Genomic DNA, 12719 nt, shown 5'->3' on the forward strand with positions numbered 1-12719 from the left:
GTCCGGACCACTGATGCCCCGCCCCCCCACAGCCGAGCGGTCAGGGAGCTACGGCGCGACCTGTCTGCGGGGAGATCCGGCCGGTGCACAGGCCCTTGCTCGCCAGGGTCTGCGCGATGCGGGGGATCGCGGCGAGCGTGTTGGCGGGCCACTCGTGCATGAGGATGATCTGGCCGGCCGTGAGCCGGGCGGTGGCCTGCACGATGGCGTCGGTGCTCGCCCCGTTCCAGTCCTGGGAGTCCACGTCCCAGATGATCTGGGTCAGACCGTACTTGGCCTCGATCGCCTGCACCGTCGCGTTGGTCTCGCCGTAGGGCGGCCGGAACAGTCTCGGCGTGCCGCCCCCGGCATTCGCGATGGCCTGCTGGGTGCGGGAGATCTCGGAGTCGATCTGGGCCTGGCCCAGCTGTGTCAGGTGGGGATGGGTGTAGCTGTGGTTGCCTATCCACATGCCGGCGGCGACCTCCGCCCGGACCTGGGCGGGGTGGGCGGCCGCGTACTGGCCCTCGTTGAACATCGTGGCCCTGAGTCCGTACTGCCTAAGGGCGTTGAGCAGGGCGGGTGTGTGGGTGTCGGAGGGGCCGTCGTCGAAGGTGAGGCCGACGTAGCCGGTGCAGCCGGCGGCGTGTGCCGGGGTGGCCGGGACGGTGAGGGTGCCGGCCAGGGCCGTCGCGCTGACGGCCAGTCCGACGGCCAGTGAGCGTGCTGCGGTGCGCATGGGGGGTTCTCCTCGTGTCGTGTCGGCTGCCTGCCGCCGCGCCCTCAACCGCTCACCGTGATGCTGGAGCTCCCGCTGCTCTGGTAGCCCTCGGTGGCGAGGATCATGTAGTAGCTGAAGCTGCCCAGCCGCATGCCGTAGCGGGCCCACGCGTCGAAGTGGTTGCCGGTGGTGATGGTGCCGCCCGTCCTCCGGGACTGCCTGACGCTCCAGTACTGGTTGAAGGTCTTGGTGCCTTCCACCGAGGGGGCGTTGTAGCGCGTCGTCTGGTAGACGTCGTAGGTGCCGCCGTCGCTGGTGACCGTGCCCTTGTACGTTCCGGTGGGCCGGTAGGTGCCCCAGTTGTCGACGATGTAGTACTCGACGAGCGGGTTGGAGGTCCACCCGTACAGCGCGAGGTAGCCGTTGCCGGACGGGCTGAAGCCGCCCCAGTACTGCACGTTCCTGCGTCCGCCGTTGCTCCAGCCCTTGCCCGCGACGAAGTTGCCGCAGTTGCGCCACGAGGTGCTGTAGCTGCCGCCGGATCCCAGCGTCATCGAGACCGACCCGCCGCCGTCGGTCCAGAACGAGTAGTAGAAGCCGTTGTTGATGCCGGTCTGGTTGGTGGTGATGGTCGTGTCGGCGTGCGCCGTGCCGGGCAGCAGCAGGCCGGACGCGGACGCGGCGAGCGCCAGCGTGCCGGTGCGGGTGATGAAGCCTCGGCGGTCCATCGGGCGGGAGAGAGGGTTCTCCATGTCCATGCTTCCTCCTGAAGCAGCCGGAGAGGGGACCCCTATGCCGGAATGGCATGTCCACGCCATCAGTGGGGGTGCGGGTCGTCTCCACTGGGGGCGGGCCGGGGTTGCTCAGGAGTATGCGCAGCCGCAAAACGCCGGTCAATGCGTTCGTTTCCGAAACTTCCTCGAAATTCGCCGTCCATGAAACGCCCCGACTTCCGAAAGCTTCGAATCCTCGGCGAATCCGCACTCCACAGCCGTAGCGAGCCCGTCTCGGGGTAACCGCGTAGACACGTGAAGTCTGCACGGGCAAGGAAGACATGGACGGACGTTCGCTGCGCGCGGTGGGCTGGGCCCGCTCGCTGCCGCTCGACAGCCAGGTCAAGACGGCGCGTGACTGGGCGCGGGCCCATCTGGACGAGCTCGGCTGGACGAGCCGGCATCCCGGCACGGCGGACGACGTGCTGCTGGTCGTGTCCGAACTGGTCACCAACGCGCACGTGCACGGGCACAGCACCGCGCAGCTGGTGATGTCGTGGGACAGCCAGTGCCTGCACATCGCGGTGCACGACGCCTCGCCGGTGCTGCCGGCGCCCCGCGAGCCCGACGAGCTGCGGCCCGGTGGGCGGGGCATCCTGCTCATGGAGGCGCTGGCCGACCGCTGGGAGGCCCGGCGCTGCCCGCACGGCAAGACCGTCATCGCCTGTTTCCGTCCCCCGGCCGACTCGGCAGGCTGACGCCCCTTCGAAACAGTCGGAAGCCGACCACCCGGCCTCTCGGTGCCGGCGTGGCTTCCCACCCCACCTCCCGCATGCCATGTCAAGCCCGGGGAGTTGTGAGTTCCTGCTGGTAACGGTTTGGCCGCGTGCGTGCACGACCGTTGACCGGCTATCCGCCCTGCCCTACTGTCCAGCCGCAGGACTTTCGAGCATCAGCTCGAAACATTCGGAAGGCGGAATGACCCCCATGCGTACACGGATGTCCCGGGTGCTCACCTGCGCCGCGACGCTCGCCCTCGCGGCGGCGAGCCTCACGGCCTGCGGAAACGGCAGCGGCGGCGGCTCCTCGAACGACGGCAGGATTCATGTGCTCGTCTACGGCGACGCCAGCAACAAGGTCGAGAAGCAGATCGTGGACACCTTCAACAAGACGTCCGACGTGAAGGCCGTCCTCGACACCATCCCCGGCGCCGACTACCAGCAGAAGCTGCAGACGATCATCAACACCCCGCAGGCGCCGGACATCTTCTTCAACTGGGGCGGCGGCAGCATCCAGCCGTTCGTCAAGGCCGACCTGCTGATGCCGCTGGACGACATGATCAAGCAGAACCCGGCGCTGAAGGACAAGTTCCTGCCCGCCGTCTTCAACAGTGCCGTCATCGACGGCAAGCCCTACGGCATCCCCATGCGCGGCACGCAGCCGGTGCTGCTGTTCCACAACAAGGAGGTGCTCGACAAGGCCGGTGTGCAGCCGCCGCGCACCTGGGACGAACTGCTCGGCGCCGTACGCAAGTTGAAGGCCGAGGGTGTCACGCCGATCGCCCTCGGCGGCGGCGACCAGTGGCCCACGCTGATGTGGTTCGAGTACGTCTACGACCGGGTCGCCGGACCCGGCCTGTTCCAGAAGGCCCTCGACGGCGACAAGGACGTCTGGGCGAGCGCGGACAGCAAGAAGGCGCTCGGCATGCTCAAGGACCTCGTGGACGCCGGGGCCTTCGGCAAGACCTACGACTCGGTGAAGTACACCAACGGCGCCTCCCCGGCCCTGGTGGCCTCCGGCAAGGCCGGCTTCGAGCTGATGGGCTCCTGGTACTACGCCCAACAGCAGCAGGACGCCAAGGACTTCGCCGCCAAGGGCCTGGGCTACACCACCTTCCCGACCATCCCCGGCGGCAAGGGCGACGCCAGTGACGTGGTCGGCAACACCAACAACTTCTACTCGGTGCTGAAGAAGACCAAGCACCCCGAGGCCGTCGCCGCCTTCCTGAAGCTCATGTACTCCGACGAGTTCGTCAAGGCCCAGCTCGCCATAGGCAACCTGCCGACCACCACCAACACCCCGCCGCTCCTGGGCACCTCGGCCAGCCCCGAGTACTCACGCTTCCAGTACGACCTCGTCGCCAAGGCCAAGTCCTTCCAGCTCTCCTGGGACCAGGCCTACCCGCCGGCCGCGATCACGCCCATCCACCAGGCCGTCCAGCAGTTCTTCAACGGGCAACTGGACGCGGACGGCTTCGCCACGGCCATGCAGGCCCTCCCGACCGAGTGACCCCCTCATGACCACACAGATCTTCAGCGCTCCGCCCGCCACCGCGGCCACCGCCAAGGCCCGGCGGCCGGAGGGCTCCTCCGGCACCCACGGCACGCGCCCCGGCTTCGCCTGGGCGCTGCCCGCCACCGTGTTCTTCGCCCTCTTCGCCATCGCTCCGCTGATCATGGTGGCGGTGCTGTCCTTCACGAGCTGGAACGGCCTCGGCTCGCCCGAGTTCGTCGGGACGGACAACTGGAGCCGCCTGTTCGACGACCCGGTGATGATCAAGAGCATCTGGCTGACCCTGCTGCTCACCGCCCTCGGCGTGGCCCTGCAGACCCCGCTGAGCATCGTCCTCGGCGTCTGGGCCGCCGGACACCAGCGCAACCGCGCGGTGCTGTCGGCGATCTACTTCATCCCGCTGCTGCTGTCCTCCACCGCCGTCTCCGTGCTCTGGCGGGCCCTGCTCGACCCGAACTTCGGCATCCCCGCCCGGATGACCTGGCTGTTCGGGGACGGCAACCTCTTCGGCGAGCAGACCACGGCCATCGGCGTGCTGGCCTTCGTCTCCACCTGGCAGTTCACCCCGTTCCACACGCTGATCTACCAGGGCGCCGCCCGTGCCGTTCCGCAGGTGCTCTACCAGGCGGCCGCGATCGACGGGGCCGGACGCTACCGCCAGTTCTTCCACATCACCCTGCCGCAGCTGCGCAACGCGGTCATCACCTCGACGATCCTGATGATCGTCGGCGGGCTCACCACCTTCGAGACGGTGCTCATCCTCACCCAGGGCGGACCGGGCACCGACACCACCATCAGCGCCTACTACATGTACCAAAAGGCCTTCAAGGGCTTCGACTTCGGCGCCGGGTCGGCCATCGCCCTGTGCCTGGTCGTGGCCGCCACCGTCATCTCGCTGGTCGTCGTCCGGGTCTCCGGCTACGACAAGATGCGCAGCTCCATGGAGGGTGTCTCATGAGGCGACGCCCCAACTACCTGGCCGGCGCCGGCTCGATCGTCTGGCTGGTGCTGGTGGGCCTGCCGCTGTACGTCATGCTCGCCGCCACCCTGCGCTCCCGGCAGGACTACGCCACGGGCGGCCCGCTGTCCTTCCCCGGCGACTTCACCCTCGACAACTACACCGGTGCCTTCGACTCCGGCTTCGGCCGCTACTTTTTCAACACCATCGTCGTCACCGTCTGCGTCGTCGCCCTCGTCCTGCTGCTGGTGCCGCCGCTGGCCTACGCGATCGTGCGCAGCCGCAGCCGGGTCACCTCGCACATCTTCCGGCTGTTCCTGCTGGGCCTCGCCATCCCCGCCCAGGCCGTCATCGTCCCGATGTTCTACCTGATCAGCGAGGCGGGCCTGTACGACAACCTGCTCGGGGTCATCCTGCCCACCGCCGCCTTCTGCCTGCCGATGTCGGCGCTCATCCTCAGCGGGGCCATGCGTGACATCTCCCCGGAGCTGTTCGAGGCCATGACGATGGACGGCGCGAGCCCCAGGCGGATGTTCTTCCAGCTCGTCGTCCCCCTCTCGCGCGGCGGCCTGTCCACGATCGTGGTCTTCTCCGCGCTGCAGGCCTGGAACGGCTTCCTGTTCCCGCTCGTCCTGACCCAGTCCGACTCCACCAAGGTGATCACCCTGGGTCTGTACAACTTCCAGACCGAACACGGCATCGACATCCCCGGCCTGCTCGGAGCCGTGACGCTGTCCATGGTGCCCGTCCTGCTCGTCTACCTGTTCGCCCGCAGGGCCCTCGTCCAGGGCCTGATGGGCGTGGGAGGAAAGTGACCGCCAACGTGGCCGTAGAGACCACCTCCGCAACCCCCCTGTGGAACGACCCCGCCCAGGACATCGCCACCCGCGTGTCCGCGCTGATCGACGCCATGACCCTGAAGGAGAAGATCGCCCAGCTGTACGGGGTGTGGGTCGGCGCCTCCGACGAGGGCGGCGAAGTGGCCCCGCACCAGCACGACATGGAGGACGCGGTCGACCTCGACGCCCTCCTGCCGGCCGGTCTGGGCCAGCTCACCCGCCCCTTCGGCACCGCGCCCGTCGACCCCGCGCTCGGCGCGCTGTCCCTGCTGCGCACCCAGACGCGGATCGCCGCCGCCAACCGCTTCGGCATCCCGGCGCTCGCGCACGAGGAGTGCCTGGCCGGGTTCGCCACCTGGGGCGCCACCGCCTACCCGGTCCCGCTGTCCTGGGGCGCCACCTTCGACCCGGGGCTGATCCGCGAGATGGCCGCCGCCATCGGCCGCGACATGCGGTCCGTCGGCGTCCACCAGGGCCTCGCGCCCGTGCTCGACGTGGTCCGCGACGCACGCTGGGGCCGCGTGGAGGAGACCATCGGGGAGGACCCCTACCTCGTCGGCAGCATCGGCACCGCCTACGTCCAGGGTCTGCAGTCCGCCGGTGTCGTCGCGACCCTCAAGCACTTCGTCGGCTACTCGGCCTCCCGCGCCGGCCGCAACCTCGCGCCTGTGGGCATGGGCCCGCGCGAGCGGGCGGACGTCCTGCTGCCCCCCTTCGAGATGGCGGTGTGGGAGGGCGGGGCGCAGTCCGTCATGCACGCCTACACCGACACCGACGGCATGCCCTCGGCGGCCGACGAGGACCTCCTCACCGGTCTGCTGCGCGACACCTGGGGCTTCGACGGCACGGTCGTCGCCGACTACTTCGGCATCGCGTTCCTCAAGACCCTGCACGGCGTCGCCGGCGACTGGGCCGAGGCGGCGCAAGCGGCCCTGGGCGCGGGCGTCGACGTCGAACTGCCCACCGTCAAGACCTACGGCGCCCCCCTCACCGAAGCCGTCGCCGCCGGCCGGGTGCCGGAGGCGCTGATCGACCGCGCCCTGCGCCGGGTGCTCACCCAGAAGGCCCGGCTCGGCCTGCTCGACGCGGACTGGGACCCGGTGCCGGCCGCGCTGCGCGGAGCCGACCTGGACGACCCGGACGCCCTGCGCGGCACGATCGACCTGGACCCGCCCGCCAACCGGGAACTGGCCCGTGCGGTCGCCGAGGAAGCGGTCGTCCTGCTGACCAACGACGGCACCCTGCCCCTGGACCGGCCCCGCCGCATCGCCCTCGTCGGCCCCAACGCGGCAGAACCCACGGCCGTGCTCGGCTGCTACTCCTTCCCCCAGCACGTCGGCGTCCACCACCCCGAGACCCCGCCCGGCATCGACCTGCCCACGCTGCACGACGCCCTGCGCGCCGAGTTCCCGGACGCGCACCTCACCGTCGTACGCGGGACCGGCGTCGACGACGGCGACGTCACCGGCATCGCCGAGGCCGTGCGCACCGCCCGCGAGGCCGACGTCGTCATCGCGGCCCTGGGTGACCGTGCGGGCCTGTTCGGGCGGGGCACCAGCGGTGAGGGCTGCGACGCCGGGTCGCTGGCCCTGCCCGGCGCCCAGCAGCAGCTCCTCGACGAGCTGCTCGCCACCGGCACGCCCGTGGTGGCGGTGCTGCTCGCCGGCCGGCCCTACGCGCTGGGCCGCGCCGCCGACGAGGCCGCCGCGATCGTGCAGTCCTTCTTCCCCGGCGCCGGCGGAACCACCGCCCTCGCCGGCGTGCTCAGCGGCCGGACCAACCCGTCGGGACGGCTGCCCGTCAGTGTGCCCCGCGACACCGGCGCCCAGCCGGCCACCTACCTCGGCGCCCGCCTGGCCCAGGCCAGCGACGTCTCCAGCGTCGACCCCACCGCGGCCTTCCCCTTCGGGCACGGCCTGTCCTACACGTCCTTCCACTGGGACGACCTGGTCGTCGAGCGGCCCGAGGCGGACACCGGCGGGGAGTTCTCCCTCTCCTTCACGGTGCGCAACACCGGCGGGCGGCACGGCACCGAGGTCGTCCAGCTCTATCTGCACGACCCCGTCGCCTCCGTCGTCCAGCCGGTGCAGCGGCTCGTCGGCTACACCCGGCTCCCGCTCGCCCCGAGGGAGGAGCGCCGCCTGCGGGTGACCGTGCCGGCCGACCTCGCCTCCTTCACCGGCCGCGACGGGCGCCGGGTGATCGAACCGGGAGAACTCCAGCTGCGCCTGGCGGCCTCCAGCGCCGACGTGCGTCTCACGGCGACGGTCACCGTGACCGGCGCGGCCCGCATCGTGGACCACACCCGGCGGTTCCACCCGCGCTTCACGACAGAGCCGTACCTGCGGGCCTGACGGGCGCCGGCGGCAGGCGCACACTGGGGGGATACGCGGCCCGGCCCGCCCCTCGGAGGAGCCATGCCCCACCTCGGCACGCCCGTCCCACCCGACCCCGCACGGTCCGGCGGTGCGTGCCGCCGGGCCGTGCGCCGGGTGCTGCGCCGTCGTCGCGCCCCCGCCGGACGGGTGCCGAGGGCGGCCCAGATGCGGGCCCTGCTGGCGGTGCTCGACGACACAGTGGCGGCGCAGTCGCCGGTGGACGCGGCCGTCGCCGCGTGCGGCTCGCCCGACGGCGCGACGGGGCAGGCGGCCCAGGACTGTGGGCGGGCCGCCCGCACCCTGCTCCGCCTGCGCGCCCGCCTGGGCGAGCTGCCGATCACCGAGCCCGACCTGATCGACGTACAGGCGAGCGCGGGACGGCTGCTGGCCTACGACCAGTGGATGGTGCAGCAGGCCCTGAACGTGGCCTTCACCACGCATCCCGACGCCCGCACCGAGGCGGCCCGGCTGGAACTCAACGGTCTGGGACGGCCCGCCGACACCCTGCGGCGGCTGAGGGACGCCCTCGCCCGGATGAGCCGGGTGGCGGAGGAGTGCCGGGCGCCGGCCCCATGAGAGCGCACCGCTCGCCGCCCCGGTGAGGCGGTTCTAAAGTGGCCTGCATCCCGCCGGACCGGCTGGTCACTCACCCCTGCAGGAGGCGGTCGAGACAAGGAGCGCACCGTGCGTGAGATCCTGCCGGCACTCGAACGCTGGTACGCCGCCGGTGTGCCGTTCGGGCTCGCCACGATCGTCGCGGTCAGCCGCAGCGCGCCGCGCGGGCCCGGCGCCGCCATGGCCGTGGGACCGGACGACGAGGTCGTGGGAAGCGTGTCCGGGGGCTGCGTGGAAGGCGCGGTGTTCGAGCTCGCCCAGGAGGTCGTGGACAGCGGCGAGGCCCGCCTGGAGACCTTCGGCTACAGCGACGAGGACGCGTTCGCGGTCGGACTGACCTGCGGGGGAGAGATCACCCTGCTGGTGCGCGCGGTGACGGCCGCGACGGAGCCCGTCTTCGGGGCGGTCGCCGCGTCCGTCGCCGCGCACGAGCCGGTGACCCTGGCGACCGTCGTCGACGGACCCGCCCCGCGCGGGTCCACCCTCGCCGTCTGGCCGGACCGGGAGGCCGGCACTCTGGGCACGCCCGGACTCGATGTCGCCGTCACCGCCGACGCGCGCGGCGAACTCGCCCTCGGCGCCACGGTCCTGCGCCACTACGGACCGCGCGGAGAGCGCCGCGAGGACGACGTCTCCGTCTTCCTGCAGTCCTTCGCCCCGCCACCGCGCATGCTGGTCTTCGGCGCCATCGACTACGCCGCCGCCGTGGCCCGGATCGGCGACTTCCTCGGCTACCGGGTCACCGTGTGCGACGCCCGCCCCGTCTTCGCCACGCCCAAGCGGTTCCCCGCGGGCGTCGAGGTCGTCGTCGACTGGCCGCACCGGTACCTGAGCGGCACCGACACCGACGGACGCACGGTGATCTGCGTCCTCACCCACGACCCGAAGTTCGACGTGCCGCTGCTGCGGGAGGCACTGCGCCGGCCGGCCGCCTACATCGGGGCGATGGGCAGCCGCCGCACCCACGACGAGCGGATCGCCAGACTGGCGGAGGCCGGACTCGCCGACGGCGAGCTGTCCCGGCTGCGCTCACCGCTCGGCCTCGACCTCGGCGCGCGTACGCCCGAGGAGGTCGCCGTGTCCGTCGCCGCCGAGATCGTCGCCCTGCGCTGGGGCGGCAGCGGGCAGCCGCTCACCGCGACCAGCGGGGCCATCCACCCGCCGGCGGCCGGCTGAGCGTCAGGCGGACTTGCCGGGGGCCGAGCGGCGCACGGGGGCGAGCTGGTCGAAGCAGTAGTAGACGGCGAGCAGGGCGTGGGTGGCGAGCATCGCGACGGGGCTGACGTAGGCGAGTACCACGGTGGCCAGGTAGCACAGCCCTCCGACGCCGAAACGGCGCAGCGCCGCGCGGCGGTCCGCGGCCGGGACCGGCGTGTGGAGCCTGCTCGCGTCGCTGGTGAAGGCGAGGAAGAGCAGGGAGAAGGCGACGCCCATCGCGACCATCGTGGCGGCGTAGACCGCTGCGGCGGTGTGCGCGTCGGAGTCGGGGGCCGTCAGATAGGTGGCGAGCAGGCGGGTGGGGAAGGGGATCACGGAGACGGTCAGCAGCAGGAACAGGTTGGCGAAGAGCGTGCGGCGGTCGACCCGGCGGGCCAGGGCGCACATGGCGTGGTGGTTGATCCAGATGATGCCGATGACGAGGAAGCTGACCAGGTAGGCGAAGTAGGCGGGCCACTGGTGCGCGAGCGCCTGGGCGAGCGACTCCTCCCGCGGGGAGTCGGGTTCCGGCACGCGCAGGTCCAGGACGAGCAGCGTGATGGCGATGGCGAAGACGCCGTCGCTGAACGCCTCCAGCCGAGCCGTGCTGAAGTCGGTCGCGCTGCGGGGCTCGGGAAGGCCAGGCTCGGTGTTCATACAAGTCACCCTTCACTCGTGCGCGCTTCACCCGTTCGCAGGAAAGAGTGGCCCCGCTCGCGGCTCACCGCATGGACGACGCGCCGCGGGGGAGACTCGGACCGCCACCTTCCCGTGGCGAGGCAGGCGGCCACGGTCCCGTGGCGGCGAAGGGAGTGCGCCCATGAGCGAAGCCGTCTTCGTCGCCGACTTCGCCTCCGCCAGCCAGTGGGTCGCGGGGCGCACCTGGGCCTATCCCGACGGTGGCCCCACCAATCCGGGCGACGACAAACTCGACCGCCTCACCGCCGACCCCGGCCACTCCCGCACCGGCACCTTCCGCGCCACCCGCCGCGCCGACGGCCTGTGGGACACGGGTCTGCTGACCACCGAGGGCAGCACCGAGGCCTTCATGGTCCGCACCGGCGACCGTCTGGAGACCCGGGTGCGCCTGCCGGTCGGGCTGGGCGCCTGGCCGGCGATCTGGACCTGGCGGGACGGCGGCAACGAGGTGGACGTGTTCGAGTACCACCCGGACCACCCCGACCTGCTGGAGCTCACCAACCACGTCCGCCACGGGGGAGCGTACGTCCGCGACGACGCCGTCCGGCCCGGCGCCGTCGTCGACCTGAGCGTGACGTTCGGCCGGCGCGACGTGGTCTGGCGGCTCAACGGGCGCGAGGTCCTCGCCGACGGCCGGGGTGTGGGGCCCGCCTGGCGGGCCTACCTCATCGTCAACCTCTCCGTCTGCGCGGGCCGCTACCACCCGCCCCCCGACGCCGCCGCGACCGAGCTGTCCTACGAGGTGCAGGCCCTCACCGTGCACCGCGACCGGCACCAGGCCGCGGCGGCCGGCGGCTGACGGCGGGGGCTTGGGTACGGTGAGGGCCCCGACCCAGGAGAGTGCTGTGCCCGTCCGCCCCCGTGTGCTGTTCGTGACCGATCTCGCCTACCAGGCCCGGGGGCGGCGCTACTGCGACGAGGACATCTTCCTGTCGTCGCGGCTGCGCGGCGACTTCGACATCGCCCTGTGCCATCCGCTGGACGCGGCCGCCCTGCTGGACGCCTTCGACGTGGTCGTGGTCCGCAACAGCGGACCGGTGCTGCACTACCAGCAGGAGTACGACGCCTTCCGCCGCCGGGCCGTCGAGCGCGGCGCCCTGGTCTACAACCCGCTGTCCGGCCGGGCCGACATGGCCGGCAAACAGTACCTGCTGGATCTCACGGCCGCCGGCTACCCGGTCATCCCCACCGTCGACCGGCCCGAGGACCTCCACGCGCTGCCCGAGACCGACCAGTACGTGATCAAGCCGAAGGCGGGCGCGGACTCCATAGGCCTCACCTTCGTCCCCCGCGAGCGGCTGGGCGGCTTCGACCACGGCGACGTGCTGGTCCAGCCCCGCGTCGACTTCCGCCACGAGGTGTCGTTCTACTACGTCGACGACGCCTTCCAGTACGCCCTGTACGCGCCCGACCCGGATCGGCGCTGGGTCCTGGAGCCCTACCGGCCGACCGAGGCCGACCTCGACTTCGCCCGCCGCTTCATCGACTGGAACACCCTCGACCACGGCATCCAGCGGGTGGACGCCTGCCGCACCCGGGAGGGTGACCTGCTGCTGGTCGAGCTGGAGGACCTCAACCCCTATCTGTCCCTGGACCGGGTCGACGAGCCGGTCAGGGACGCCTTCGTGCGCAGCATGACGCAGTCCCTGCACCGGCTCCTGGACACGGGTCAGCGCATCAGGCGGTGACGCCGGCCGCCGCGGCGGAACCGGGTGGCCCCGTAGACGAGGTCGGCCACCAGGACGACGACACCGATGATCAGCAGGTAGAGGAGACCGTGGACGGTCGCCCCGATGATGCCCAGGATCAGGGCCACGATGATCAACAGTAGGAACAGGCTCATCCTGTCCTCCCGGTCCGTGCCGGTCAGCGACGGGCGAGGCGCCGTTCGCCCCCGGCACCAGGGGTGTACTCGATGTCGTAGTGGGCGAAGACGGAGGGCTCGTCCTCGGCCGGGAGTACCCCGTCCACATTGATGGACGGAGCCTTCTTGACCAGGTTCTTGGACGGGGCGACCTTCAGATAGCCCGGGCCGACGGTGGCTCCGTCGAGCGGGACGAACACCAGCCGGCGACGAGTGGGCAGGCCGACGGTGACGGTCGCGAAGAACGGCTGGTCGCTCGTCGTGTCCACGTAGACCGACTCCAGCGCGCCGATCTTGTGGCCCTCGCTGTCGACCACGTCGTGTCCACGCCAGTTACGGATGTCGTCGGCTTCGAACATGAAGGCCTCCCGTCGCGCAGACCCTTGAAGGGACTCCATGCCGGTACCACCGTGGGGCACGTCTCACACCCGTGCGGCCCCGGGCACGGCCACTCGGCCCCAGCC

The 12719-nt window shown here is 71.4% G+C and carries 14 protein-coding genes; 9 read left to right on the forward strand and 5 right to left on the reverse strand.

What is annotated here, in order from left to right; genetic code table 11:
• Positions 1-40 precede the first annotated feature (40 nt).
• Together C3489_RS12255 and C3489_RS12260 are read right to left on the reverse strand one after the other, a co-directional pair.
• Positions 41-718, reverse strand: a complete 678-nt coding sequence (locus C3489_RS12255; protein ID WP_103781790.1) for a polysaccharide deacetylase family protein — start codon at positions 716-718, stop codon at positions 41-43.
• 44 nt (positions 719-762) lie between these two features.
• Complete coding sequence (locus C3489_RS12260; RefSeq protein WP_103781791.1) at positions 763-1458, reverse strand: glycoside hydrolase family 11 protein; 696 nt, start codon at positions 1456-1458, stop codon at positions 763-765.
• Positions 1459-1754: 296 nt separating this feature from the next.
• Here C3489_RS12260 and C3489_RS12265 point away from each other — a divergent pair, with 296 nt between their 5' ends.
• The 7 genes from C3489_RS12265 to C3489_RS12295 all read left to right on the forward strand — a co-directional run bounded on the left by C3489_RS12265 (position 1755) and on the right by C3489_RS12295 (position 9671).
• Complete coding sequence (locus C3489_RS12265) at positions 1755-2171, forward strand: ATP-binding protein (RefSeq protein WP_103781792.1); 417 nt, start codon at positions 1755-1757, stop codon at positions 2169-2171.
• A gap of 229 nt (positions 2172-2400) precedes the next feature.
• On the forward strand, positions 2401-3702 hold the full coding sequence (locus C3489_RS12270) for an ABC transporter substrate-binding protein (protein WP_374936734.1): 1302 nt from the start codon (positions 2401-2403) through the stop codon (positions 3700-3702).
• Positions 3703-3709: 7 nt separating this feature from the next.
• On the forward strand, positions 3710-4663 hold the full coding sequence (locus C3489_RS12275) for a carbohydrate ABC transporter permease (protein ID WP_103781794.1): 954 nt from the start codon (positions 3710-3712) through the stop codon (positions 4661-4663).
• The gene (locus C3489_RS12280) at positions 4660-5478 is read left to right on the forward strand and encodes a carbohydrate ABC transporter permease (RefSeq protein ID WP_103781795.1); all 819 of its coding nucleotides are present in this window, start codon (positions 4660-4662) and stop codon (positions 5476-5478) included. Before C3489_RS12275 ends, C3489_RS12280 begins: the two co-directional genes overlap by 4 nt.
• The gene (locus C3489_RS12285) at positions 5475-7856 is read left to right on the forward strand and encodes a glycoside hydrolase family 3 N-terminal domain-containing protein (RefSeq protein ID WP_103781796.1); all 2382 of its coding nucleotides are present in this window, start codon (positions 5475-5477) and stop codon (positions 7854-7856) included. Before C3489_RS12280 ends, C3489_RS12285 begins: the two co-directional genes overlap by 4 nt.
• A 63-nt stretch (positions 7857-7919) precedes the next feature.
• The gene (locus C3489_RS12290) at positions 7920-8456 is read left to right on the forward strand and encodes a hypothetical protein (RefSeq protein WP_258054668.1); all 537 of its coding nucleotides are present in this window, start codon (positions 7920-7922) and stop codon (positions 8454-8456) included.
• Positions 8457-8564: 108 nt separating this feature from the next.
• Entirely contained in the window at positions 8565-9671 is a 1107-nt protein-coding gene (locus C3489_RS12295) for an XdhC/CoxI family protein (protein WP_103781798.1), read from the forward strand.
• A 3-nt stretch (positions 9672-9674) separates the two neighbouring features.
• Here the strand turns inward: C3489_RS12295 and C3489_RS12300 are convergent, their stop codons facing one another.
• A complete protein-coding gene (locus tag C3489_RS12300; RefSeq protein WP_103781799.1) occupies positions 9675-10349 on the reverse strand; it encodes a TMEM175 family protein in 675 nt (224 codons plus the stop codon).
• A gap of 163 nt (positions 10350-10512) precedes the next feature.
• Between C3489_RS12300 and C3489_RS12305 the strand changes: the two genes are divergently transcribed.
• Together C3489_RS12305 and C3489_RS12310 are read left to right on the forward strand one after the other, a co-directional pair.
• Complete coding sequence (locus C3489_RS12305; RefSeq protein ID WP_103781800.1) at positions 10513-11190, forward strand: beta-glucanase; 678 nt, start codon at positions 10513-10515, stop codon at positions 11188-11190.
• Positions 11191-11236: 46 nt separating this feature from the next.
• Positions 11237-12079 (forward strand): hypothetical protein, encoded by an 843-nt coding sequence (locus tag C3489_RS12310; RefSeq protein WP_103781801.1) that lies wholly within the window; start codon positions 11237-11239, stop codon positions 12077-12079.
• Here C3489_RS12310 and C3489_RS38655 read toward each other — a convergent pair.
• Positions 12061-12234 carry a hypothetical protein gene (locus C3489_RS38655; RefSeq protein WP_181139645.1) on the reverse strand — a complete coding sequence of 58 codons (174 nt, stop codon included), beginning with the start codon at positions 12232-12234 and terminating at the stop codon, positions 12061-12063. The genes C3489_RS12310 and C3489_RS38655 overlap by 19 nt on opposite strands.
• 23 nt (positions 12235-12257) lie before the next feature.
• The gene (locus tag C3489_RS12315) at positions 12258-12614 is read right to left on the reverse strand and encodes a PRC-barrel domain-containing protein (protein ID WP_103781802.1); all 357 of its coding nucleotides are present in this window, start codon (positions 12612-12614) and stop codon (positions 12258-12260) included.
• Positions 12615-12719 lie beyond the last annotated feature (105 nt).

This window comes from Streptomyces sp. Ru71 (genome assembly GCF_002920535.1).
In the GTDB taxonomy this organism is placed as follows: Bacteria; Actinomycetota; Actinomycetes; order Streptomycetales; family Streptomycetaceae; genus Streptomyces.

Bases quoted from the DNA above. Each gene is read 5' to 3' on its own strand.
- C3489_RS12280 (WP_103781795.1), top strand. From the start codon at position 4,660: ATGAGGCGACGCCCCAACTACCTGGCCGGCGCCGGCTCGATCGTCTGG.
- C3489_RS12290 (WP_258054668.1), top strand. From the start codon at position 7,920: ATGCCCCACCTCGGCACGCCCGTCCCACCCGACCCCGCACGGTCCGGC.
- C3489_RS12275 (WP_103781794.1), top strand. From the start codon at position 3,710: ATGACCACACAGATCTTCAGCGCTCCGCCCGCCACCGCGGCCACCGCC.
- C3489_RS12315 (WP_103781802.1), bottom strand. From the start codon at position 12,614: ATGTTCGAAGCCGACGACATCCGTAACTGGCGTGGACACGACGTGGTC.
- C3489_RS12270 (WP_374936734.1), top strand. From the start codon at position 2,401: ATGCGTACACGGATGTCCCGGGTGCTCACCTGCGCCGCGACGCTCGCC.
- C3489_RS12260 (WP_103781791.1), bottom strand. From the start codon at position 1,458: ATGGACATGGAGAACCCTCTCTCCCGCCCGATGGACCGCCGAGGCTTC.
- C3489_RS12305 (WP_103781800.1), top strand. From the start codon at position 10,513: ATGAGCGAAGCCGTCTTCGTCGCCGACTTCGCCTCCGCCAGCCAGTGG.
- C3489_RS38655 (WP_181139645.1), bottom strand. From the start codon at position 12,234: ATGAGCCTGTTCCTACTGTTGATCATCGTGGCCCTGATCCTGGGCATC.
- C3489_RS12265 (WP_103781792.1), top strand. From the start codon at position 1,755: ATGGACGGACGTTCGCTGCGCGCGGTGGGCTGGGCCCGCTCGCTGCCG.
- C3489_RS12300 (WP_103781799.1), bottom strand. From the start codon at position 10,349: ATGAACACCGAGCCTGGCCTTCCCGAGCCCCGCAGCGCGACCGACTTC.
- C3489_RS12255 (WP_103781790.1), bottom strand. From the start codon at position 718: ATGCGCACCGCAGCACGCTCACTGGCCGTCGGACTGGCCGTCAGCGCG.